This window comes from Telluria sp. ZB4P34 (genome assembly GCF_059686055.1).
Genome location: NZ_JCASIF010000007.1, coordinates 108,376 through 129,876 on the forward strand (window position 1 = coordinate 108,376; position 21,501 = coordinate 129,876).

Consider the following 21,501-nt stretch of genomic DNA (forward strand, 5'->3'; position numbering starts at 1 on the left):
ATGCGCCATGGCTAGCATTCCTCCCCTCGTCCCCCTGCTCCCACCGCCTTCGCCGCAACTGAACGTCGTCGCGGTGGCCTCCACTGTCGCCGTTGCCATGGCGCAGCAGGACGCTTTCCCCGCTCCCTTGCCGGCCTCGCAGGCACTGTGGCCGCCCCCTACGGCGGCAGATATCGCCGCCGCCGGTGCGGCGATGCGGCCGGACCAGGTTTTTATGTCGCGCCAACTGCACTTCGCGGCGGCGGACGGCCAGACGCTAGCCATCTCCTGGTGCTCGATGCTGCGCAACTACAGTGCTCAGTTAATGAAGCGCGAGGGGCGCGCCCACGCCGGCCAGCTTCCGCCGGCCGTGCTGGCCGCTTGCCAGGACGGGCGCGTGCTACGCCAGCCCGACAGCCCCTTGGCGCCGCCGCCGGATGCCTGGCGCTTCACGGTCCACGCGGGCAGCTCGCACGTCCAGCAACTGCGCCTGGTCGCGGAAGACGCGGACCAGCCGCCGGGACGGCGGCGCCGTGGACGCGCCGCGCTGCGTCTGGAGCTCGAACTAGCGGATGGGAGCAAGGTGGTGGTGCAGGTGGAACCGGCGCCCGAAGGCCTGGTGCTGGAACTGTACGCCGCCGATGCGGGCGCGTTGGAGCGCCTGCGTAGGATGGAACCGGTGCTGGAAAAGGCGGTAACTCACGCCGGCCTCCGGGTGCTGCGCTGGCGCTACCGTGACAGCCTTCCGTTAGGGGAGGTCCACGCACGGCTGGCTTATACCGAGGCGGCGCAGGCCCTTACCCTGCCAGTGTTCCGGGCGGTCGCCGAACTGGCATTGCTGCTGCCAATGCAGTAGCAAGAAAATCACGCCAAGTCGTAACAGAATCTCATAAGACGGCTTCTGATCAAATAAGATTTTATCCAACCGTACCGACAATCGAGACGTCGCGGTTTTCTGGAATCTCGTTGTATGACAGCACATGCAGCCCAGGGGCGAACAGCTTGGCGTAGCGCGCCAGCAGCGGACGCACCTGCGGCAGCACCAGCAGCAGCGGCGGTGTGCGCTGCTGCTTCATCTGCTCGCGCGCCACCGGCATGTTCACCTGCAGCTGCGACAGCAGCTGCGGATCGATCGGGTAGTTGTCGAGCGCCACCTTGCCGCCGCCGTTCTGGCGCGCCTGGTTCAGGGAACCGAGCAGCATGTTTTCCAGTTCCGCCGACAGGTTAAACACAGGCATGTCCTTCTTATTGCCGAACAGGGCGGCAACGATCTGGCGCCGCAGCGCGCAGCGTACTTCGGCCGCCAGCAGGATCGGGTCCTTGGTCGTTTCCGAGCAGTCCAGCAGCGTGGTGGCGACTACCACGATGTCCTTCAGCGACACGCCTTCGGCCAGCAGCACGCGGAATACGCGCAGCAGCTGTGTATGGGTCAGCGCCTTTTCCAGCGCCCCGGCCAGCTTGGGCGACAGCGCCTGCAGGCGCTCCAGGATGGCCGGCACGTCTTCGTGGCGGAACAGCTCGTACAGGTACTCGCGCACCACCTTCGAGGTGTGGGTGGCGATCGCGCTCGGCACCTCGACCACCTGGTAACCCATGCCCAGCGCATGGCCCTTCTGGTCCGGCGCAATCCAGGTGATCGCCATACCGTAGGCCGGCTCGATGCCCGGAATGCCATCCAGTTCGCCGTACACGTTCGGCGACGGGATCGCCATCAGGTGGTCCGGCATCACCTCGGCTTCGGCCACCACGATGCCCGACAGGCTGATCGCGTACTGCGCGGGACGCAGCGCGAGGTCGTCGCGCACGCCGATCGCCGGCAACAGCATGCCCATCTGCTCCGACAGGCTCTGGCGTACGCCCTTGATGCGCTTGAGTAATGGCTCGCCCTGGGCTGCATCGAGCATGCCAACCAGCTTGTAGCCGACCGCCACCGTCACCGGCTGCACGACCGGCAGCGCCTGCCACTCGAGTTCCGGCGCCCGCTCGTCGCGCAGCGCGGCCTCGATCGCCGCCACGCCGGCATTGTCGGGCGCCTTGACGCGTTTGCCCAGCTTCCAGCCGACATAGCCCACCACCGCGGCGAAGATGAAGAAGGTCAGGGTCGGCATGCCCGGCACCAGGCCGAGCACGATCATCACGCCTGCAGCCGAGTACAGCACCGCCGGCTGGGCCAGCAGCTGGCCGCTCACCTGGTGCTCCAGGTCGCCCGATTCGCCGATGCGGGTCACCAGGATCGCGGCCGCCGCCGACAGCAGCAGCGCCGGGATCTGGGCCACCAGGCCGTCACCGATGGTGAGCAGCGCGTAGACTTTGGACGCCTCGCCCAGCGGCAAGTCGTGCATCAGGGCGCCGATGGCGATACCGCCCACCAGGTTGATGATCAGGATCAGGATCGAAGCAATGGCGTCGCCGCGCACGAATTTCGAGGCGCCATCCATTGCGCCGTAGAAGTCGGCTTCGGCCGCCACGTCCTTGCGCCGCTGGGTGGCCTTCTCCTGGTTGATCAGGCCGGCGTTCAGGTCGGCGTCGATCGCCATCTGCTTGCCGGGCAGCGCATCCAGGGTGAAGCGCGCCGACACTTCCGAGATACGTTCCGCGCCCTTGGTGACGACGATGAAGTTGATGATCATGAGGATCACGAACACCACCAGGCCGACCACGAAATTGCCGCCGATGACGACATTGGCGAAGGACTCGATGACGTTACCGGCTGCGTGCGGGCCGGTATGGCCGTTGAGCAGCACGACGCGGGTCGAGGCCACATTCAGGGCCAGGCGCATCAGGGTGGTGCCCAGGATCACGGTCGGGAACACCGAGAAATCGAGCGGACGCTTGGCGGTCACCGACACCAGGATCACGATCAGCGCCAGCACGATGTTGAACGTGAACAGCACGTCGAGCAGCACCGGCGGCAGCGGCAGCATGATCATCGCCAGCAGCGCGATCAGGAAGACCGGCCCGGCGAACTTCTGGCGCTTGAGCTCCGAGATGAAAGCGTTGAAGTTGGCGGAAATGCTCATGCAGTAACCTCACTCAGGTGAGATGGAACGGCCATCTCGTTGGGGAACCGTGGGGGCGCCTGGCGCCGGCCTGCACGGAACGCGTTCAATTGCAGAACGTAATTCAGGACCTGCGACACCGCCTGGTACAGCTGCGCAGGAATCTGCTGCTGGACCTGGCTGGTGTTGTAGATCGCGCGCGCCAGCGGCGGCAGCGACAGGGTCTCGATGTTGTGCTCGCGCGCCACGCGGCGGATATACAGCGCCATCTCGTCCACGCCCTTGGCCACCACGAAGGGAGCCTCGGCGCGGTTGGTGTCGTACTTCAGCGCCACCGCGTAGTGCTCGGGATTGACGATCACGACGTCGGCGGTCGGCACGGTCTTGCGTACGCTGCGCTGGGCCAGCTGGTTCTGCAGCTGGCGGATGCGCTGCTTCACCTCGGGCCGGCCTTCATTGCTCTTGTGTTCTTCCTTGACTTCCTGCTTGCTCATGCGCTGGTTCTTGGTGAACAGGAAGGCCTGCACCGGCACGTCGACCAGCGCAAACACCACGAACACCGCGACCATGGCCATCAGGCCGTCCAGCATCAGGGCCGAACCGCCCGCCAGCGCATCGCCCAGCGGCAGGCGCTGCAGCTCGACATAGGCCTTCATGCTGGACTCGCACACGTGCCACAGCACGAAACCCAGCACGGCCGCCTTGGCGCTCGAGGTCGCAAACCCGATCCAGTGCTTCTGCGAGAACAGGTTGCCCAGATTGGTGATCGGGCCAAAACGGCTGAACTTGGGCGCCATGTTCTTGCTCGACGCCACAAAGCCGCCCGGGATCACACCGGCGACGATGATCGCCGCGGGGACTGCCAGCAGCGGCAGCACCATCTTCACCAGCAGCAGGAGCGCACCGGTGAACACCACCGACATGGCGTTCTCGATCGCGCCCGTTTCGCCCAGCGGCACGAACACCATCCGGAACAGCGAGCGGAAAGACTCGAGGTAAGCCGGCAGCAGCATGGCGAACAGCTTCAGGCTGATGAGGATACCCACCGCAGTCGCCAGGTCCTTCGAGCGGACGACCTGGCCCTCGTCGCGCGCTTTCTTGAGCTTCTGCGCCGAGGGTTTTTCGGTCTTGTCGCCGCCGGTTCCGTTATCGGCCATGCGCTATCCTCATCTGCTCCTGCAGCATCTCCAGGATCTGGTTCGTCATCGCGACGTAATGCTCGGGGATGAAACGCACGACCTGCACCAGCATCAGGAGACCGAAGATCGTCACCAGCGAGAAGCCCAGCGAAAACAGGTTCAAACTCGGCGCCACCCGGTTCAGGAAACCGAACCCGAGCTGCACCACCATTGTCGAAAACACGATCGGCAGCGCCAGCAGCACCGCCGCCGAAAACACCCAGGCCACGTTCAGCGCCACCGCCTCCAGCAGCAGCGGGCCGTAGCCGGCGCCCACCGGCCAGGCCTTGAAGCTCTGGCCCACCACACCCATCAGCACCAGGTGGCCGTCGATTCCAAAGAACACCAGGATCGCCAGCAGCGACAGCAGGCCGGACACCACGTCCGACGCCTGTCCGTTCATCGGGTCGTTCATCTGCGCCATCGAGAAACCGATCTGGCTCGAGGCCACGAAACCGAGCATCGCGATCACGGCCATGGCGAACTGCAGGGCCAGGCCGATCACGCCGCCGATCACGGCCTGCTCGAACATCGTCACCACTCCGGCCAGCGAGAACGGGTCGGGCATGCTGGCGTTCTGCGTGGTCACCGGCAGCAGCACGAAGGACAGCGCCACCGACAGCAGCGCGCGCACCGGGACCGGCACCGCGCCCTCGCCCAGCACCGGGGCGGTGGACAGCATGGCCATGATGCGCGCGAACGGCCACCACAAGGCATTCATCAGCGGCAGCAGGAAGCCGACCAGTTCCATGGGATGTCGTGCGCCCGCCGTCAGGACGCGAGCGTGGCCGCGCGCTGGAACACCGACACGCAATAATCCATCAGCGTGGACGTCATCCAGTGGCCGGCCAGGATCACCGCCGCCAGCGTGACCAGCAGGCGCGGCAGGAAGCTCAGGGTCTGCTCGTTGATCTGGGTGGCGGCCTGGAACAGGGCCACGACCAGGCCCATGACCAGGCCCGGCACCACCAGCACCAGCACCAGCAGCATCACGACCTGCAGGGCTTCGACCACCAGGTCGACAGCGATATCGGGACTCATGTGTCTATCTCTCTTGCGATGATTCGGCCGTCAATAGGCGTGGATGCTGCCGACCAGCGTGTTCACGGTCAGGGTCCAGCCATCCACCAGCACGAACAGCAGCAGCTTGAAGGGCAGCGAAATCACCAGCGGCGACAGCATCATCATGCCCATCGCCATCAGCACCGACGCCACCACCAGGTCGATGATCAGGAAGGGAATGAACAGCATGGCGCCGATCTGGAAGGCCGTCTTCAGCTCCGACAGCACGAAGGCGGCCAGCTTGACGGTGAATCCGCGCCGCTCGGGCGCCAGGTTGGCCGGCTCGCCCGCCAGGTGCGCGACCTGGGCCAGCGAGGTCTTGCTGGTCTGGGCCAGCATGAAACGGGTCACCGGCACCTCGGCGATCTTCAGGGCCTGCTCCAGGCCGATCTTGTCGCGGTCATAGGGAAGGAAGGCGTCGCGCCATACGGCCTCGCCCACCGGACGCATCACCAGCAGCGTCAGGATCAGCGCAATGCCGGTGATGATCCGGTTCGGCAGGCCCTGCTGCAGGCCGAGGGCCTGGCGCAGCAGCGACAGCACGATCACGAAACGGGTAAAGCTGGTCATCATCATGACCATCACGGGCAGCAGCCCGAGCAGGGTCATCAGGACCAGGATCTGCGACTTGACCGTCATCCCCTGGGTCGAACCGGGGATCACCCCGGGCAGGATGCTCGGTCCCTGCTGCTGCGCCGCGGCAGGCAGCGCGGCCAGCAGCAGCGCGAGCAGGACCAACAACGGCAGTGCGCCGGCCAGGGCCGGTGCGATGCGGCGCCGGGGCGACTCCACCCGTGCGCCGCGGACGGCCTGCATCATGACGTCAGGGCATCCAGGTTCAGGCCGTCGAGGTCGATGACCTTCAGGCCGTACTGATCTCCGGCGACGACCACTTCGGCGCGGCCGATCGGGGCGCCATTGACCTTGATGACCAGCGGCTCGCCGGCCATCGCGTCGAGCGGCACCACCGAAGCCGGGCCGATCGCCATCAGTTCCTGCAGCGAGAGGCGGGCCGAGCCCACTTCCAGCGTGAGGGTCACCGGAATGCGGCGCATCATCTGCGGCAGCTGGCGCGCCGCGTTCTTGCCCGCGACCGCGGTGGCCGCCTCGACGCCCTCGAGGTCGTCGATGATCAGGTCGGCGCCAGTCAGTTGCTCGTTCAGGTTCATATCCATTTACTCGGCATCTTCAAAAGAGGTTAAACAGAGCTTTCCTTTATGTTCGGCCACGGCAGCCGTGAACAGGCGCGATTCGTCCAGCAGCACGTCGGCGCGCCCGACGGATACGGGAATGATGTCCCCCACCTTCAGTTCGAACAGCGCGCCCAGCGTGGTTTCCTTGCTGGCCAGGCGGCCATCCAGCCTGACGAACAGGCCGGAGGACAGGCCGTCGTTGCCGGCGCGCGCGGTGCGCACGCTGCTGCGTTCCTCCTTCAGGCCCTGCAGCACATGGGACATCAGTTCCTGGTCCAGGCCGATCCAGCAGTGGCTGCGCTGTTCGCCAGCGCCATCCGCCACCCCCTGGGTACACAGGGTCACGCGGATCACCCAGCCGGCCTTGCCCGGCGCGCTCGCCGCAACCGGCGCTTCCACCACCGCGGCGTCCGCACCCGGCACCTGCACGGCGACGGCTTCCAGGCCTTCGGCCACGCGCGCATGCAGCTGTTCGGCCAGCTGTGCGGTCAGGGTGGCGGCCAGCCGCTCCTCGGTCGCGGTCACGCGCTCCAGGCTCGGGTCGCGCGGTGCGCTCGGGGCCGCATTCTTGCGGCCATAGCGGCCTTCCAGCAGGCCCAGCAGCAAGCCGCGCTCGAACGCGACCGCGGCGGTGCCGAGCGGCCCCGTCACCGCCAGCCAGCGCAGGCCGTCTTCGTCGGGGGCACGCTCGAAAGCGAGTTCCGCCAGCCGGTAGGCTCCCCAATAGCGGCGTCCGCCCGGTCCGGCCATGACCGTGCCGAGCGCATCGGCAAAGCGCCGCGCGAACTTGGGCAGCAGGTGCACGGGCCGGCCCAGCAGGCTGGGATCGAGCACCTGGTAAGTGCTGGTGCGCCCGGCCTGGTCCTTGCGCGATCGGTCGAGTGGATTCATCGGCATGCTTTATTGGTCACTTGGAAATGGCGAATGACTTTTTTTCATTCCTCAAGGAAACTATTATACATGGAGATTTGCCGTAAAGACTTTGAGATTCAGCTTTGATTTCCTACTTGCCCTACGGTAAGATCACTCTTGGCGCATTCGATAAATACGCCGATTCGCGGCTCGCAAGAGGGAAACCCCAGTAAAAGGCTCAAGAATAAAACGGCCGTTCGTAGACATCGATTTAACAATTGCAACCCCGCTGATGGGCTATACGTCGACAAAAACAGACACATTTTGTCGCCTTCAAACAACACGCGCAGCACGCACTCTCGCACTGGAACGAAGCAATGGGAACTGAACTTGCCGGTCTGATCAAAGCTGACCTTGCAGCACTGACCAATGAAGCCAAGCGCCTCGCCATCGCCCCCTCGACGGACCTGTCCGCAGGAAACGCATTTAACAATTCACCGGCCGCTGGTTTCTCGTTCACGCAGACGATGAAAGACGCGATCGCCAGCGTGGATAACGAAGACCGCGCAGCGGGTGAACGCATGGCCGCCGTGGATGCCGGCAAGAGCGACGACCTGGTAGGCGCCATGCTGGCCAGCCAGCAGGCCAGCCTGTCGTTCTCGATGCTGATGCAGGTACGCAACAAGGTCATGGGCGCCGTCGACGAACTGATCAAGCTGCCGGTCTGACCTCTCCCATATTGCAGAGACGCGAAGAGAATAATCCGTGATTTCCTCCCTCATGGCCGCCGTTGGTGGCAAGAAACCGGCGCTGCCGGCGTTGCCACCGGCACTACGCAACAACCTGACCCTGCTGCTCGGCCTGGCTGTGGCCATCACGGCCGCCGTCATGCTGTTCCTGTGGCAGGACCAGTCGAACTACAAGCCGGTGTTCGGCGCCCGCGAGAAGGTCGCTGCCAGCGACATGATGAGCGTGCTCGAAGCCGAAGCCATCCCCTACCGCATCCATCCCGAGAGCGGCCAGGTGATGGTGCCGTCCGGCGAACTGGGCAAGGTGCGCATGCTGCTGGCCGCCAAGGGCGTCGCCGCGCAGCTGCCGGCCGGCCTCGAGCTGATGGACCGCAGCGACCCGCTCGGCGTGTCGCAGTTCGTCCAGGACGTGCGTTTCCGCCGCGGCCTCGAGGGCGAGCTGGCGCAGAGCATCCTGACCATCGACGCGCTCGCTTCGGCGCGGGTGCACCTGGCGATCGCCAAGACGAGCGCCTTCGTGGCCGGCGCCGGCGACCAGTCCTCGGCATCGGTGGTGGTCGCGGTCAAGCCGGGCCGCTCGCTGTCGAACGAGCAGATCGCCGCCATCGTCACCATGGTGTCGAGCAGCGTCGCCAACCTCGCGCCGGCCCGCGTGTCGCTGGTCGACCAGGCCGGCAACTACCTGTCCGCGCGCGTCGACCTGAGCGATGGCTACGACGGCCTGGCCCAGGGACAGGGCGACAACAGCGCCGCCAAGCGCTACACCGACGAAGTGCGCAACAACGTCAATGAACTGCTGGCCCCGGTGCTGGGCGTGAACAACTTCAAGCTGTCCGTCACGGCCGACGTCGACAACGACAAGATCGAGGAAACGCAGGAGAAGTACGGTGAAGCTCCGAAGGTCACGAGCGAAGCGATGCGCGAAGAGATGGAGCGCAGCCGCATGGCGCTGGGCGTGCCGGGCACGCTGTCGAACCGTCCGCCGCAGGCCGATCCGGCGGCGGAAAGCGCGAATCCGGCCGATGCGCAGAACCCCGACGCCAAGGACAACGGCAGTGCGCGCAAGAACGCCACGACCCGCCAGTACGCCTACGACCGCGCGATCACCCAGATCAAGCGTTCGCGCGGGCGACTGAAGAAGCTGTCGGTGGCGGTGGTGCTGAACAATGCCAGCGCCGCCAATCCGAAGCTGGGCTACACCCCGGCCGAGCTGGCGAACATCGAAAAGATCCTGAAAGGCGGCCTCGGTATCGACGCCGTGCGCGGCGACGTGCTGACCGTGTCCAGCCTGACCTTCCCGGCCGCCCCGGCAGCCCAGGAATGGTGGCAGGAACGCGACAACGTGGTCGACATGACCCAGTACGGCCTGTATGCGCTCGGCGCGCTGCTGGCCTACCTGCTGCTGGCCCGGCCGCTGCTGCGTGCCGCGACCTCGCGCCTGGCGCCGCAGCCGCCGGTCCTGCCCGCGGCGCCCGCCCTGCCGGGCGCGCCCGGCGCGGCCGCCTCCCCGGCCGCACTTGCGGACGGCGCCGTTCCAGCCCTGCCGGCGGGCGCCGCGGCCCTGGCCGCGCCGAATCCGGCCGCTGCAGCCGGCGCCGATGCGGCGCCGCGCAAGATGCCGGTGGTTCCGCTGCTGGAAAACTACGACCTGCCGCCGGCCGGGTCGGCCGTCGACGTGATGGTCGACCACTTGAAGGTCCTCGCCGGCAAGGAGCCTGAGCGCGTTGCCGAAGTCGTCAAACAATGGGTACAGAAAAAACATGGCCGAAATGAATAACGCCGACGGCGAAGACGCCGTCCTGACTCCGGTCGAGCAGGCCGCCATCGTGCTGCTGTCGATCGGCGAGGAGGGCGCCGCGTCCGTGCTGCGCTGCCTCGAGCGCGACGAACTGCTGGAACTGACCCAGGTCATGTCGCGCATGAGCGGCATCAAGGTCGGCGAAGTCAAATCGGCGCTGCAGGATTTCTTCGACGATTACCGCCAGCAGAGCGGCCTGCACGGCGCCTCGCGCAGCTACCTGAAGCGCTCGCTCGACCTGGCGCTCGGCAGCGACATCGCCAACAGCGTCCTGAACACCATCTACGGCGACGAGATCCGTCCAATGATGGCGCGCCTGCAGTACGCCTCGCCCAAGTGGCTGGCCGAGTTCATCGCGTCCGAGCACGTGCAGATGCAGGCCGTGTTCCTGGCCTTCCTGCCGCCTGTCCTGGCCTCCCAGATCCTGGAAGCGCTGCCGGTGGACGGTCGTGAACTGGTGCTGCTGAACATGGCCCACCTGGACGAGATCGAGCGCGACGTGCTGCACGAACTGGAAGAACTGGTGAACCGCTGCCTGTCCGCGCTCGACACCCAGAGCGCGAGCGTCGAAGGGGTGCGCCAGGTCGCCGAGATCCTCAACCGCCTGCAGGACAACCGCGCCGGCATGGTCGAGCTGCTGCGCGCCCATGACCCGGACGTGGTCACCCAGATCGAGCTGTCGATGTACGACTTCTTCATCCTGTCGCGCCAGACCGAACAGGTCATTACCCGCCTGCTCGACGAAGTGCCGCTCGAGCAGTGGGCGATCGCGCTCAAGGGCGCCGAGCCGGCGCTGCGCGATACCATCCTGAGCGCGATGCCGAAGCGCCAGGCGCAGAGCTTCGAAGACCTGATGCGCCGTTCCGGCCCGGTGCCGATGTCGCGCATCGAGCAGACCCGCCGCGAGATCATGGCCACCGTCAAGGAACTGGCCGACGGCGGCGAGATCGACATCCAGCTGTTTGCAGAGGCAACCGCCGAATGAAGCAATTCCGGCCCTATCACTTCCCTCCCCTGTACCAGCTCACCAGCGCCCTGCCCAAGGGCGGAGGCGGCGCCGGCGCGGACTCGGCCGAGGAATGGCAGGCGGCGCTGGCCGACGGCTACCGCCAGGGCCAGCGCGAAGGCTACGAGTCGGGCCTGGACCAGGGCCGCGCCGATGGTTTCCCGGTCGGTCAGAACGAGGGCCTGCAGCGCGGCATCGAGGAAGGCCGCGCCATGGCGCTCGCCGAATTCGAGCAGTTGGCCAAGCCGATCGACGCCATGCTCAAGGGCCTCAAGAAACTCAAGCTGGACATGCGCGCGGCCCAGCGCAAGGAAGTCGTGGACCTGGTCGGCAAGATCGCGCGCCAGGTGATCCGCGCCGAACTGGCCCTGCAGCCGGTGCAGCTGCTCGCCCTGGTCGAGGAAGCCCTGAGCGTGATGCCGGCTTCGCGCGACGCGGTCGAAGTGTTCCTGAACCCGGAAGAACTGCGCCGCGTGCTCGAGCTCGACCCGAAGCGCGCCAAGAAATGGACCCTGCTGCCCGACCCGGCGCTCGAGCCGGGCGAATGCCGTGTGCGTTCCGGCGACAATGAAGTCGACGCCGGCTGCCAGGGCCGCCTGACGGCGGTCATGGACCAGGTGCGCGCCCAGCTCCTCGACGAGGAGGACGAAGGATGACGGCCCTTGCCGCCAGGCTGCGCGCGGTCGAACTGGGAGCGGTCCCGGTCGCGACCCCGACCGGCCGCCTGGTCGGGGCCCAGGGCCTGCTGCTCGAGGCGAGCGGTTGCCCGCTGCACACCGGGCAGCGCTGCCGCATCGAGACGGTCGACAGCGGCTGGCTCGATGCCCAGGTGGTCGGCTTCAAGGAAAAGATCTCCTACCTGATGCCGTTCAAGAAGGCCAGCGGCCTGGTCACGGGTGCGCGCGTCCTGCCGGTGCAGGAGAAAAGCGAACTGATGATCGGCCCGTCGTGGATGGGTCGCATGGTCAACGGCATGGGCGAACCGATCGACGGCCTCGGCAAGCTGGGCGGCGACCAGGCGCTGTCCACCACCCCTCCCAAGGTCAACCCCTTGAAGAAGACGCCGGTGGAAGAACCGCTGGACGTCGGCGTGCGCGCGATCAACGCGATGCTGACCATCGGCAAGGGCCAGCGCGTCGGCCTGATGGCCGGCTCCGGCGTCGGCAAGTCGGTGCTGCTCGGCCTGATCACGCGCCAGACCGTGGCCGACGTGATCGTGGTCGGCCTGATCGGCGAGCGCAACCGCGAGGTGCGCGAGTTCGTCGAAAAGTCGCTCGGCCCGGACGGCCTGAAACGCGCTGTCCTCGTGGTGGCGCCGGCCGACGAGTCGCCCCTGATGCGCGTGATGGCGACCGAGCTGTGCCACTCGATCGCCGCCCACTTCCGCGACCGCGGACAGAACGTGCTGCTGCTGTGCGATTCGCTGACCCGCTATGCGATGGCGCTGCGCGAAGTCGCGTTGTCGCTGGGCGAGCCGCCGGCCACGCGCGGCTACCCGCCCTCGGTGTTCTCGAACCTGCCGCAGATGGTCGAATCGGCCGGCAACGGCGAAAACCCGAAAGGCAGCATGAGCGCGATCTACACCGTGCTGGCCGAAGGCGACGACCAGCAGGATCCGGTGGTCGATTCGGCGCGCGCGATCCTCGACGGCCACATCGTGCTCACGCGCGAGCTTGCCGAACGTGGCCACTATCCGGCGATCGACGTCGCCCAGTCGATCTCGCGCTGCATGGCGCAGGTGGCCGGCCAGGAACACGTGCTCGCCGCGCGCAAGCTGAAGGCGGCGCTGGCCAGGCACGCGCGCATCCGCGACCTGATCCCGCTGGGCGCCTACGTGCCGGGGGCGGATCCGGAAACCGACAAGGCGGTGCGCCTGCATCCGCATATCGAAGCCTTCCTGTGCCAGGGCACGCGCGAGGGAGCCCCGTTGGACGGCTGCGTCGAACAATTGAAAGCGATGATGACATGAAGCGTGAACACATGATCGCCAGCCTCGGCACCCTGGTCCAGATGCGCAGCCTCGACGTCGACCGCCTGCAGGCCGACTTGAACCGCGAGGAAGCCACCCGCACGCGCTACCAGAACAACCTGGCGCGTTTGGATGCCCTGGCGACTGACAGCGGCCCCACGGGAGCACTGCCGCTGGCGCTAGCCCTGAACTGCGGGGCCTATAAGCAGAACGTCATGGCGATGGCTGACCTGCACCGCACCGACCTGGGCCTGCACGAAGCAAATATGGCGGTATCCCAGCGCAAGCTGGCCGACGCATGGATTGGGCGCGAGCTGCTGGGCAAGGTACTGGAGGTGCAGGAAAGCGCGCTGGCGCGCGAGCAGGAGCGCGCACAGCGCAAGCACGAAGACGACATCGCCACGCAATCTTGGATGGCGGGGCGGGGCGCATAACGCGAAGCGCAAGCGCATAACGGCACAGCAGACACGAAAACGAGGAAAACAGCATGGCGATCACCGCACCTACCTATGACCCGATTACCACCGCCACGGCGCTGGCAGACCAGTATGTCATGGCGCGCCAGCAAGCCCTGAACGCACAGTCCGGAGCCGCCGCGGCGAACCAGAAAGGTCTGGGCGAACTCCGGAGCGCGATCAGCGCATTCCAGACCAGCCTGTCCGCCGTGACGGCTACGAACAAGCGCATGTTCGCACAGTCGGCGACCTTCGGCGACACGGCGTTCGGCAGCGCCACCGCCAGCGCGACCGCAGCACCGGGCAGCTATTCGTTCTTTGTCGCACGTCTCGCAAGCGCCGGTCAGGTGACGTACAAGGGCCTGACCGACGACAGCGCCGTGACCGGCACACTGCAGCTGAACATGAACGGCGCCCCGGCGTTCAGCATCGACATGGTCGCCGCGGATGCCGACAAGAACGGCATCCTGACGTCGCGAGAACTGGCCGCGGCGATCAACGCCTCTCCCGGCAACAGCTCGCTGGTGACGGCATCGATCGTCACGACCGGCACGACCGCTGAGCTGGTGCTGACTGCAAAGAACACTGGCGCGAATTCGACCATTTCCCTCAACACGTCCGGGATCAACGGGGCCTCGAGCCTGAAAGACGCGAATGCCGACCCGCTACGGGTACGGACGCTCGTGAACGCTCAGGATGCGGAAATCCGAATTGGTTCCGAAGCCGGCACACCGATCATTCAGTCGAGCAATACCTTCAGCAACATCGACGGCGTCACGATGACGTTCACCAAGGCCCATGTACCGGGTGGAATCCCGGTCTCACTCACGGTCGGCCCCGACGCCACCGCGACGATTGGCAACGTCCAGGCCTTCATCGATGCCTTCAACAAGCTCAAGGACGTACTGAACCGCCTAACGTCTTCCGGCGATCCAGCCAAAGGCGTCCCCGGCGGCACCTTTGCCGGCGACGCCAGCATCCGCGCGCTGAGCGAGCGCCTGGCAAGCATGCTGCGCCCTTCGTCGACCGGCAACACGCTGGCTTCGTACGGCATCATCGCCACCAAGGAAGGCAAGCTCGAGTTGCGCACCGACCGGCTGCTGCGCCAGCTGCAGGTCAACCCGACCGGCCTCGACACCCTGATTGGCAGCGCCTCGGACACGGCACCCAGCGGCATTGCGAACGCCATGGACAAGTTCCTCGACACCTGGGGCGATGCCAGCAATGGAAAGATCAAGCGGCGCGAAGACGCAATCATCAGGGAGCAGTCGTCGCTGACGCAGCGCCAGGAGTTCCTCGACAAGCAGCACGACGCGGCCTACCAGCGCTATCTGCGCCAGTTTACCGCCCTGCAGACATTGCAGAGCAGCATGACCAGCAATCTGTCAATGTTCGACGCCATATTCGGCAGCGACAAGGACTAAACAAATGACCCGAGATTAAGTGAGGCCCACCATGTCCTATCAAGAAGCCTACGGCGATTACCACGCCGTCAACCTGGATGCGCAGACCTCGCGGGCCTCGCCGGTGGAGCTGGTCCTGCTCCTGACTGACGGCCTGCTCGATGAGCTGGCGCGCGCCCGCGCCCACATTGCCGCCCGCCGCTATGAAGAGAAGGCGGCCAGCATCGACAAGTGCGTCGAGATCATCAACGGCCTGTCGAGCTCGCTCGACTTCGAGCAGGGCGGTGAAACCGTCTCCAACCTGGCGCGCATCTACGATTTCTGCGCCAACCACCTGCACGGGGCCGGCATCAAGATGGACCCGGCCATGGTCGATGAAGTGGTCCGCATCCTGACCACGATCCGCCAGGGCTGGAAGGGTGTCCAGGAACGCAATGGGTAGGTCGCGCGCCATCGACCGCCTTGCCGGGGTGCTGGCCGACGCCGGCGCGCGCGCCGACTGGGATGTGCTGGGCCGCGCCGTGCACGAGCTGGCGCCGGCCTTGCAGGCGCTGGCCAAGACCGGTCCCTGGAGCGCCGCCGAGCGCGCCGCGCTGGCCCGCCTGCGCAGCGCCCACGCGGGCGCGGCCTCGGCGGTTGCCGTGGCCGGCGCCCAGCTGCAGGCGCGCATGGACGACATGCTCGTCAACAAGGAAGGCTGGATGGCCTATGCCCTCGCGGGCGAACCCGAATCCGATTTGAGCGAATAATGAACATCACGATGAACAGCGTTTCCCTGCCGGCTTCCGGCGAATCCGGCGCGGTCGCCGGCGCCGCCCCGGCGGACGCGCTGCCGCTCGACCCGGCACTCGCCGCCGCCCAGTCCGCGACGAGCGCTCCGCTGGCCTTCCTGCAGTTCCTGCAGCTGGACGCCGGCGCGGCGGCCGACACCCTGCCGGCGCCGGCATCGGCCGCGGGACTGGCCGATGGCATGCCGGCCGATGCCGCCGGGCAGACCGGCGAGACCGGCGAGACTGGCGCCGCCGCGGCGTCCGACGCCGGCATGCCTGCAGCGGCCGCGCCGCAGGACCCGCATGCCGCCGGCGACGCGCTGCCGGCTGCCATGGCCATGCCGATGATGCCCTCGATGATGGCGATGCCCGCCGCCCTGCCCGCTGCGGCACGCGCCGCCGCTGGCCTGCAGGTGGCCGCGCGCGCCGCCGAGCCGGCCCCTGCTGCCGCGCCCGGCGCCCCTGTTGGCGGCCCTGTTGGCGCCCCTGCCGCCGCTGCTACCGGCGCCATCGCGCTGCAGCCTGCCGCCACCGTCCACGGCGCCGCACTCGGCGCTGCCGTACAGCAGGCGGCCCCGCGCCCCGCGCCGGCACCCGCATCCGCAGCCCACGCGTCCGGCGCCGATCCGCTGCCGCACGCCGCCGACGAAGGATCGGCGCGCGCCGTTGCCGTCGAGGCGCAGCCGCGCACCGGCAGCGCCGCTCCCCCCCCCGCTCCCACGTCCGCTCCGGCGCAGGCGCCGCAGCCGGGCCAGGCTGCCGAATCGACGAGCGCGCAACTGGCCCGCGCCAGCGCGCTGCAGCAGGTGCAGCCGGCACAGGGCGGCAGCCCCGCACAGCAGACTCCCGCGGCCACGCCGGCGCGTGAACCGTCCGCCGCAGCCGACCAGGGCGTGGCTGCCGCCGGCGCCGCCGGCAGCAGCTTCGGCGTCGCATCCCCGGCCGCCGCGGGCGCCGCCGCGCGCGATGGCGGCACGCTTGCCTTGTCCGGTCCGCCGACCGCATGGCGCCAGAGCCTGCAGGACGCCCTGGGCGAGCGCCTGAACCTCCAGCTCGGCAAGAACGCCGAGCAGGCGGTGATCCGCCTCGACCCGCCGATGCTGGGCCGGGTGGAGATCTCGATCCGCCACGCGGCAGGCAGCCTGGAAGTGAACATCAGCGCCACCCACAGCGAAGTCTTGCGCCAGCTGAACACCGTGAGCGACAACCTGCGCAGCGACCTCGCCCAGCGCCAGTACGTCGATGTCTCGGTGAACATCAGCCAGGCCGCGCCGCGCGCCCAGGCCGCGGCGCAATCCGGCGCCGGCTTCGGCGCCGATGCGCAGGGGCGCGGGCGCCAACAGGGCCAGGACCAGGACGAACGCGCCCCGGGCGCGGCCCTGGCCGAAGCCAACCAATCCACCACCGCGTTCTCCCTGAACGGACGCGCTTGAGCCTGACTGAGCCGACACCATGACCAGCAAAGCCAAACTGACCGCCGCCTTCTTCGGCGTTGCCATCCTCGCCGCCGGCGCCGCCGGTGCAGCCATGTGGTACCTGGCCCCGGCCCAGGCCGGCGCCGTGGCGAAGAAAGCGCCGGAAAAGAAACTCACCAAGTACGTCACCCTGGACAAGGTGATCGTCATGCTGCGCCGTGCGCCGAACGAAGTGGCGGCGCACTACCTGTCGGTGGACCTGGTGATGGCCACCACCCCCGAGCGCGAGAAGGAAGCCCAGTCCCACCTGCCCCTGCTGCGCAGCATCGCCGTGGCCTCGCTCTCGAATTACACGCTGGCCGAAGCCAACGCCATGACCGTGGACCAGTACGCGGCATTGCTGAACAAGACCTTCAGCGCCAATTATGAAAAGGAAAACCACGAGAAGCCGTTTTCCGAAGTCATGATCGGCAAGCTGATCATCGAGTAAGCAGCGCGCAGGGGACATCGTGGCCTATCTAGCCGACTATGCCGATACCAACGCCGGCGCCCTGTATGGCGAGGCGCCTGCCAACGCCGGGATGACGCCGGGCGAGGAGCAGCGCCACCTGCTGGCCTATGCGCCGCTGGTCAAGCGCATCGTGCGCCAGCTGAATTCGCAGGTGTCGGGTTCGGTCTCGCGCGAGGACATGGAACAGATCGGCCTGATGGGACTGCTTGAAGCGCTGCGCCGCTACGGCACGCCGGACACCGGCTTCGGCAGCTATGCCAGCCTGCGGGTGCGCGGCGCCATCCTCGACGAGCTGCGCCGCCAGGACTGGCGTCCCCGCGCCGTGCGCCAGGACAGCCACCGCGTGCGCGACGCGCTGCGCGAGCTCACCCGCAAGCTGGGCCGCGAGCCGCTGGAAAAGGAGGCGGCGGCCGCGCTCGGCATGACGGCGGAGGAATTCCGCCAGCACGTGCTGGACGATTGCGCCGAAGAGATGCTCAGCTTCGACGAAGTGCTGCAGGAAGCGACCGAGCATGCGCACAGCGCCCCCAGCCCGGAGGAAGCCTTCCTGGTGCGGCGCAGCCTGGAGCAGGTGCTGGGCAGCCTGAACGAGAAGGAACAGCGCGTGATCCAGATGATCTACGAGTTCGAGCTGAGCTACAAGGAAATCGCCGCCGTGCTCGACCTGTCGGACGCGCGCGTCTGCCAGCTGAACAAGAGCGCCCTGGCCAAGATGAAGGCGGCGCTGCAGCGCCCCTGAGAATCACGCAGTCAACCAGATAAGCAAGCCAACAAGAAAGGCAGTACGTCATGCAGCAACTACTCGGTATCGCGATCGTGCTCGGAGCCGTTTTCGGCGGCTTCTCCCTGATGGGCGGCACCTTCGCCTCGATCTTCCACCCGATCGAGCTCCTGATCATCGGCGGGGCCGCTTTCGGCGCCCTGGTGCTGGGCAACCCGAAGCACGTGCTGGGCGAGATGGGCCACCAGCTCAAGAAGGTGGCGGCCCGCAAGAAGCACGATTCGGAATTCCAGCGCCAGTTGCTGCTGCTGATGTACGAACTGCTGCAGACCGCCGCCGGCGGCCTGAAGGCCCTCGACGCCCACGTCGAAGCCCCCAGCGAAAGCCCCTTGTTCCAGCGCTACCCGCGTATCCTGGAAGAGCCGAAGCTGCTGGCTTTCATCGTCGACAACTTCCGCCTGATGGCGATGGGTAAGATCAACGCCCACGAGCTCGAAGGCGTGCTGGAACAGGAACTGGAAGCCATCCACGAAGAGCTCACCCAGCCGTCCAAGTCGCTGCAAAAGATCGCCGAGGCGATGCCTGGTTTCGGCATCCTGGCCGCGGTGCTGGGCATCGTGATGGCGATGTTCTCGGTGTCGGGCGGCGCCGATTCGGGCGAGATCGCCGAGAAGGTCGGCGCGGCCATGGTCGGCACCTTCATTGGCATCTTCTTCTGCTACGGCGTGCTGGAACCGCTGGCCAACCTGATGAAGCAGCTGGTCAATTCCGAAGCCTCGACCATGGAAACCGTCAAGGTGGTGCTATGCACCCACGTGGCCGGCAAGCCGGCGCTGCTGGCGATCGATGCCGGGCGCCGCCTGATCCAGCTGAACACCAAGCCCAGCTTTGCCCAGCTGGAACAGTGGATCACGGCCATGGGCGGCGAAGACGAATCGCAGAACAAGCGCCGCCGCAACGCTGACCGTATGGCGGGCTGATCGTGGCAAGCACCAAGGACAAACACGAAGCCACCATCGTCAAGCGCGGCGGCGGCAAGCACGCGCACGACGAGCATGGCGGCGCCTGGAAGGTGGCCTTCGCCGACTTCTGCCTGGCGCTGATGGCCCTATTCCTGGTCCTGTGGCTGATTGCCGCGCGGGAACAACAGAATCTCAAGAAAATCGTGCGCGAGGCCACCGACAGCGGTATGCTCGAGGGAGGCCACAAGCCCCAGATCGCCACCGAGCCCAGCGGCAGCCTGATCGAGCGCTTTACGCTGCCGATCAACGGCAGCAGCGGCAGCAATGCGCCGGGCGCGCCGAGCCAGCCGCGGGTGGCCTATGAATCGCCGGCCGAACTGGCGGCGCTGTCGAAGGCATTGGGCGAGATGAGCCGGGAAGCCGGCCTGAGCGCCAACCTCGACACCGTGGTCACGCCCTACGGACTGCGGGTGATGCTGCACGATACCGACAAGCAGGGCATGTTCATGCGCGGCAGCGCCCTGCCGACCGGCCGTTTCGCCAGGCTGCTGCGCAATATGGGTCCGCTGTTCGCCCAGATGGAAAACCAGATGCTGATCGTCGGCCATACGGATTCGTCGCGCTTCGCCGGCTCCGACAAGGGCGGGTACTCGAACTGGGCGCTGTCGACCGACCGCGCGCTGTCGGCCCGCGCCGAGCTGCTCGACGGCGGCATGCGCAGCGCAAGCGTGCTGCAGGTGGTCGGCATGGCCGAGCGCGCGCCGATCGATGCTGCGCAACCGCTGGCGGACGTGAACCGCCGCATCGAACTGATGATCCTGACCAGCGGCCAGTCGCGCCTGGTCGCGGCAATGTTCGGCAAACCCGGCGCCACCATCCCGTTCGGGACGGAGGCGTCGATCGGGATGCCCGACGCTGCCGCCCTGGAAAAGCTGCGCGGCCAGCTGCCGAGGTAAGGCCCACGCCATGAGTATCCAATCGAAACGAGGACCCCGCATGAAAATCACCGGCGCGATCACCCAGACCGTCAACGTCGGCGCCCAGGCCATTACGGTCGCGGCGCCCGCCGAGGCGGTCCCGGCCCATGCCGCCCAGCACGGAGCAACCGCGCTGCAATCCGCCGTGCTGCAGCCGGCCGCCGATGCCATGCGGGCGATGCCGGATTTCGACGCCGCTCGCGTGGCCGAGCTGCGCGACGCCCTGTCCAAGGGCGAATTGCCCTTCGATGCGGGCCGCCTGGCCGGCCTGATCCAGCGCTTCCACGGCGGAGGCCGCGGATGAGTGCGACCGCCCCGCGCCTGACGCGCCAGCAGGCCAACACGCTGCTTGCCGACGGCGTGCAGGCCGACGTGCGCGACAGCGCCGAAGTGCTGGCCCTGCTGGAGCGCCAGTTCGAAGCCGCCCTGCGCCACCGCAGCGCCGAGCTGACGCTGCTGGCCGAACAGCTGACGCCCCTGCTCGACGCGATGGAAGCGCGGCGCCAGCAACGCTTGTCGCTGGTGCGCGCCCTGCTGGGCCAGGGCGCGGGAATGGCGCAGTACATCGCCGGACTGGCGGAACCGGCGCGCCGCGCGCTGGCAGGCGCCTGGGCCGACCTGGAAAGCACGGTCCAGGCCTGCAAGGCGGCGACCGAGCGCAACGGCAGCCTGCTGGCGGAACAATACACGGTGATGCAGCGCGTGCTGCACGGCGAGGACGACACCTATGCGCCACGCTGATTTCTCGATCCAGGCGCTGCAGCCCACCGCCCCGACCGCCGCCACCCGCCCCACCGCCGGCTTGGGCGGCAGCGGGTCCGGCTTCGGCCGCATGTTCGGCGACGTGCAGGGAGAAGTCGCGGCCTACATCCAGAACGGCGACCAGGACCAGGACCTGGCCGGCGGCGCCGGCGCCGGCCTCAGCGCCGAGGGCGCGATGTGGCGCGCCCGCGCCGCCGGCCTGATCGGCGGCGACAATGCGGCAGAGGGTCCGGAAGGCCTGGGCAACGCCGGCGTCAACACGCCGGAACAGCGCGCCTTTTTGGAAAGCATCGCGCCGTGGGCGCAGCAGGCCGCCCACCAGCTGGGCGTGGCGCCGGAACTGGTGGCGGCCCACGCCGCGCTGGAATCGGGCTGGGGCCAGCGCCCCCTGAAGAACGCAGGCGGTGCGTCGAGCCACAACCTGTTCGGCATCAAGGCGGGCGGCAACTGGGACGGCGCGGTAAGCGAATCGGCGACCACCGAGTACATGGGCGGCGCCGCCATCCGCACCCGAGAGCGCTTCCGCGCCTACCCTGACGCAGGCGCGGCCTTCCGCGACTACGCGCACATGCTGATCGATAACCCGCGCTACAAGGGCGCTATCGGAGTCGGCGCCGATGCGCGCGCATTCGCCCAGGGACTGGCCCGGGGCGGGTATGCGACCGATCCGGCCTACGCGGCCAAGCTCGAGCGCCTGGCCACGCAATTGCAGGGGAACGGAAATTAAGGCGCGCGGGTGC

25 protein-coding genes are annotated in these 21,501 nt (G+C 67.3%); 18 read left to right on the plus strand and 7 right to left on the minus strand.

The window, feature by feature from the left end; all coding sequences use genetic code 11:
- Positions 1 to 7 precede the first annotated feature (7 nt).
- Positions 8 to 835: a hypothetical protein gene (locus AC56KL_RS13815; RefSeq protein ID WP_497180732.1), complete on the plus strand. Its 828-nt coding sequence runs from the start codon at positions 8 to 10 to the stop codon at positions 833 to 835.
- Positions 836 to 896: 61 nt separating this feature from the next.
- Here the strand turns inward: AC56KL_RS13815 and AC56KL_RS13820 are convergent, their stop codons facing one another.
- Genes AC56KL_RS13820 through AC56KL_RS13850 form a run of 7 tightly spaced genes read right to left on the minus strand, consistent with a single transcriptional unit; the run spans position 897 to position 7,302 of the window.
- The gene (locus AC56KL_RS13820) at positions 897 to 2,999 is read right to left on the minus strand and encodes a flagellar biosynthesis protein FlhA (RefSeq protein ID WP_497180733.1); all 2,103 of its coding nucleotides are present in this window, start codon (positions 2,997 to 2,999) and stop codon (positions 897 to 899) included.
- Positions 2,996 to 4,135, minus strand: coding sequence for a flagellar type III secretion system protein FlhB (gene flhB / locus AC56KL_RS13825; protein WP_497180734.1), 1,140 nt, complete (start codon positions 4,133 to 4,135; stop codon positions 2,996 to 2,998). Before flhB ends, AC56KL_RS13820 begins: the two co-directional genes overlap by 4 nt.
- Positions 4,125 to 4,907, minus strand: a complete 783-nt coding sequence (gene fliR, locus AC56KL_RS13830; RefSeq protein WP_497180735.1) for a flagellar biosynthetic protein FliR — start codon at positions 4,905 to 4,907, stop codon at positions 4,125 to 4,127. The genes flhB and fliR overlap by 11 nt, the downstream gene beginning before the upstream one ends.
- A gap of 20 nt (positions 4,908 to 4,927) precedes the next feature.
- Positions 4,928 to 5,197, minus strand: coding sequence for a flagellar biosynthesis protein FliQ (gene fliQ, locus AC56KL_RS13835; RefSeq protein WP_497180736.1), 270 nt, complete (start codon positions 5,195 to 5,197; stop codon positions 4,928 to 4,930).
- Positions 5,198 to 5,227: 30 nt separating this feature from the next.
- Positions 5,228 to 6,037, minus strand: a complete 810-nt coding sequence (gene fliP, locus AC56KL_RS13840; protein WP_497180737.1) for a flagellar type III secretion system pore protein FliP — start codon at positions 6,035 to 6,037, stop codon at positions 5,228 to 5,230.
- Positions 6,034 to 6,393, minus strand: coding sequence for a FliM/FliN family flagellar motor switch protein (locus AC56KL_RS13845; RefSeq protein ID WP_497180738.1), 360 nt, complete (start codon positions 6,391 to 6,393; stop codon positions 6,034 to 6,036). The genes fliP and AC56KL_RS13845 overlap by 4 nt, the downstream gene beginning before the upstream one ends.
- On the minus strand, positions 6,394 to 7,302 hold the full coding sequence (locus AC56KL_RS13850) for a hypothetical protein (RefSeq protein WP_497180739.1): 909 nt from the start codon (positions 7,300 to 7,302) through the stop codon (positions 6,394 to 6,396). It lies immediately after the preceding gene.
- 338 nt (positions 7,303 to 7,640) lie between these two features.
- Here AC56KL_RS13850 and fliE point away from each other — a divergent pair, with 338 nt between their 5' ends.
- From fliE to AC56KL_RS13935, 17 genes are read left to right on the plus strand one after another with little or no spacing between them, the layout of a single operon-like run.
- Positions 7,641 to 7,991: a flagellar hook-basal body complex protein FliE gene (gene fliE / locus AC56KL_RS13855; RefSeq protein WP_497180740.1), complete on the plus strand. Its 351-nt coding sequence runs from the start codon at positions 7,641 to 7,643 to the stop codon at positions 7,989 to 7,991.
- A gap of 37 nt (positions 7,992 to 8,028) precedes the next feature.
- Complete coding sequence (gene fliF / locus AC56KL_RS13860) at positions 8,029 to 9,789, plus strand: flagellar basal-body MS-ring/collar protein FliF (RefSeq protein WP_497180741.1); 1,761 nt, start codon at positions 8,029 to 8,031, stop codon at positions 9,787 to 9,789.
- Positions 9,773 to 10,795: a FliG C-terminal domain-containing protein gene (locus AC56KL_RS13865; RefSeq protein WP_497180742.1), complete on the plus strand. Its 1,023-nt coding sequence runs from the start codon at positions 9,773 to 9,775 to the stop codon at positions 10,793 to 10,795. The genes fliF and AC56KL_RS13865 overlap by 17 nt, the downstream gene beginning before the upstream one ends.
- Positions 10,792 to 11,472: a flagellar assembly protein FliH gene (fliH, locus tag AC56KL_RS13870; RefSeq protein WP_497180743.1), complete on the plus strand. Its 681-nt coding sequence runs from the start codon at positions 10,792 to 10,794 to the stop codon at positions 11,470 to 11,472. Before AC56KL_RS13865 ends, fliH begins: the two co-directional genes overlap by 4 nt.
- The gene (gene fliI, locus AC56KL_RS13875; RefSeq protein WP_497180744.1) at positions 11,469 to 12,785 is read left to right on the plus strand and encodes a flagellar protein export ATPase FliI; all 1,317 of its coding nucleotides are present in this window, start codon (positions 11,469 to 11,471) and stop codon (positions 12,783 to 12,785) included. Before fliH ends, fliI begins: the two co-directional genes overlap by 4 nt.
- Positions 12,782 to 13,219 (plus strand): flagellar FliJ family protein, encoded by a 438-nt coding sequence (locus AC56KL_RS13880; protein WP_497180745.1) that lies wholly within the window; start codon positions 12,782 to 12,784, stop codon positions 13,217 to 13,219. The genes fliI and AC56KL_RS13880 overlap by 4 nt, the downstream gene beginning before the upstream one ends.
- A gap of 53 nt (positions 13,220 to 13,272) precedes the next feature.
- Positions 13,273 to 14,664, plus strand: coding sequence for a flagellar filament capping protein FliD (fliD, locus tag AC56KL_RS13885; RefSeq protein WP_497180746.1), 1,392 nt, complete (start codon positions 13,273 to 13,275; stop codon positions 14,662 to 14,664).
- Positions 14,665 to 14,695: 31 nt separating this feature from the next.
- Complete coding sequence (fliS, locus tag AC56KL_RS13890) at positions 14,696 to 15,085, plus strand: flagellar export chaperone FliS (RefSeq protein WP_497180747.1); 390 nt, start codon at positions 14,696 to 14,698, stop codon at positions 15,083 to 15,085.
- Entirely contained in the window at positions 15,078 to 15,392 is a 315-nt protein-coding gene (locus AC56KL_RS13895) for a hypothetical protein (RefSeq protein ID WP_497180748.1), read from the plus strand. Before fliS ends, AC56KL_RS13895 begins: the two co-directional genes overlap by 8 nt.
- Positions 15,393 to 15,403: 11 nt before the next feature.
- On the plus strand, positions 15,404 to 16,846 hold the full coding sequence (locus AC56KL_RS13900; RefSeq protein WP_497180749.1) for a flagellar hook-length control protein FliK: 1,443 nt from the start codon (positions 15,404 to 15,406) through the stop codon (positions 16,844 to 16,846).
- Between the two features lie 19 nt (positions 16,847 to 16,865).
- Complete coding sequence (locus tag AC56KL_RS13905; protein WP_497180750.1) at positions 16,866 to 17,318, plus strand: flagellar basal body-associated FliL family protein; 453 nt, start codon at positions 16,866 to 16,868, stop codon at positions 17,316 to 17,318.
- Between the two features lie 19 nt (positions 17,319 to 17,337).
- Entirely contained in the window at positions 17,338 to 18,078 is a 741-nt protein-coding gene (locus AC56KL_RS13910) for a FliA/WhiG family RNA polymerase sigma factor (protein ID WP_497180751.1), read from the plus strand.
- A 50-nt stretch (positions 18,079 to 18,128) separates the two neighbouring features.
- Positions 18,129 to 19,040 carry a flagellar motor stator protein MotA gene (gene motA / locus AC56KL_RS13915; protein ID WP_497180752.1) on the plus strand — a complete coding sequence of 304 codons (912 nt, stop codon included), beginning with the start codon at positions 18,129 to 18,131 and terminating at the stop codon, positions 19,038 to 19,040.
- Positions 19,041 to 19,042: 2 nt separating this feature from the next.
- Entirely contained in the window at positions 19,043 to 19,978 is a 936-nt protein-coding gene (locus tag AC56KL_RS13920) for a flagellar motor protein MotB (protein ID WP_497180753.1), read from the plus strand.
- A 40-nt stretch (positions 19,979 to 20,018) separates the two neighbouring features.
- Complete coding sequence (flgM, locus tag AC56KL_RS13925; protein ID WP_497180754.1) at positions 20,019 to 20,303, plus strand: flagellar biosynthesis anti-sigma factor FlgM; 285 nt, start codon at positions 20,019 to 20,021, stop codon at positions 20,301 to 20,303.
- Complete coding sequence (gene flgN / locus AC56KL_RS13930) at positions 20,300 to 20,740, plus strand: flagellar export chaperone FlgN (protein ID WP_497180755.1); 441 nt, start codon at positions 20,300 to 20,302, stop codon at positions 20,738 to 20,740. Before flgM ends, flgN begins: the two co-directional genes overlap by 4 nt.
- Positions 20,727 to 21,488, plus strand: coding sequence for a glycoside hydrolase family 73 protein (locus AC56KL_RS13935; RefSeq protein WP_497180756.1), 762 nt, complete (start codon positions 20,727 to 20,729; stop codon positions 21,486 to 21,488). Before flgN ends, AC56KL_RS13935 begins: the two co-directional genes overlap by 14 nt.
- Positions 21,489 to 21,501 lie beyond the last annotated feature (13 nt).

What these genes read in the sequence shown, in the direction of transcription:
- AC56KL_RS13815 (WP_497180732.1), top strand. Translation starts at nt 8, where the DNA reads ATGGCTAGCATTCCTCCCCTCGTCCCCCTGCTCCCACCGCCTTCGCCG.
- AC56KL_RS13820 (WP_497180733.1), bottom strand. Translation starts at nt 2,999, where the DNA reads ATGAGCATTTCCGCCAACTTCAACGCTTTCATCTCGGAGCTCAAGCGC.
- flhB (WP_497180734.1), bottom strand. Translation starts at nt 4,135, where the DNA reads ATGGCCGATAACGGAACCGGCGGCGACAAGACCGAAAAACCCTCGGCG.
- fliR (WP_497180735.1), bottom strand. Translation starts at nt 4,907, where the DNA reads ATGGAACTGGTCGGCTTCCTGCTGCCGCTGATGAATGCCTTGTGGTGG.
- fliQ (WP_497180736.1), bottom strand. Translation starts at nt 5,197, where the DNA reads ATGAGTCCCGATATCGCTGTCGACCTGGTGGTCGAAGCCCTGCAGGTC.
- fliP (WP_497180737.1), bottom strand. Translation starts at nt 6,037, where the DNA reads ATGATGCAGGCCGTCCGCGGCGCACGGGTGGAGTCGCCCCGGCGCCGC.
- AC56KL_RS13845 (WP_497180738.1), bottom strand. Translation starts at nt 6,393, where the DNA reads ATGGATATGAACCTGAACGAGCAACTGACTGGCGCCGACCTGATCATC.
- AC56KL_RS13850 (WP_497180739.1), bottom strand. Translation starts at nt 7,302, where the DNA reads ATGAATCCACTCGACCGATCGCGCAAGGACCAGGCCGGGCGCACCAGC.
- fliE (WP_497180740.1), top strand. Translation starts at nt 7,641, where the DNA reads ATGGGAACTGAACTTGCCGGTCTGATCAAAGCTGACCTTGCAGCACTG.
- AC56KL_RS13865 (WP_497180742.1), top strand. Translation starts at nt 9,773, where the DNA reads ATGGCCGAAATGAATAACGCCGACGGCGAAGACGCCGTCCTGACTCCG.
- fliH (WP_497180743.1), top strand. Translation starts at nt 10,792, where the DNA reads ATGAAGCAATTCCGGCCCTATCACTTCCCTCCCCTGTACCAGCTCACC.
- fliI (WP_497180744.1), top strand. Translation starts at nt 11,469, where the DNA reads ATGACGGCCCTTGCCGCCAGGCTGCGCGCGGTCGAACTGGGAGCGGTC.
- AC56KL_RS13880 (WP_497180745.1), top strand. Translation starts at nt 12,782, where the DNA reads ATGAAGCGTGAACACATGATCGCCAGCCTCGGCACCCTGGTCCAGATG.
- fliD (WP_497180746.1), top strand. Translation starts at nt 13,273, where the DNA reads ATGGCGATCACCGCACCTACCTATGACCCGATTACCACCGCCACGGCG.
- fliS (WP_497180747.1), top strand. Translation starts at nt 14,696, where the DNA reads ATGTCCTATCAAGAAGCCTACGGCGATTACCACGCCGTCAACCTGGAT.
- AC56KL_RS13895 (WP_497180748.1), top strand. Translation starts at nt 15,078, where the DNA reads ATGGGTAGGTCGCGCGCCATCGACCGCCTTGCCGGGGTGCTGGCCGAC.
- AC56KL_RS13900 (WP_497180749.1), top strand. Translation starts at nt 15,404, where the DNA reads ATGAACAGCGTTTCCCTGCCGGCTTCCGGCGAATCCGGCGCGGTCGCC.
- AC56KL_RS13905 (WP_497180750.1), top strand. Translation starts at nt 16,866, where the DNA reads ATGACCAGCAAAGCCAAACTGACCGCCGCCTTCTTCGGCGTTGCCATC.
- motA (WP_497180752.1), top strand. Translation starts at nt 18,129, where the DNA reads ATGCAGCAACTACTCGGTATCGCGATCGTGCTCGGAGCCGTTTTCGGC.
- flgM (WP_497180754.1), top strand. Translation starts at nt 20,019, where the DNA reads ATGAAAATCACCGGCGCGATCACCCAGACCGTCAACGTCGGCGCCCAG.
- flgN (WP_497180755.1), top strand. Translation starts at nt 20,300, where the DNA reads ATGAGTGCGACCGCCCCGCGCCTGACGCGCCAGCAGGCCAACACGCTG.
- AC56KL_RS13935 (WP_497180756.1), top strand. Translation starts at nt 20,727, where the DNA reads ATGCGCCACGCTGATTTCTCGATCCAGGCGCTGCAGCCCACCGCCCCG.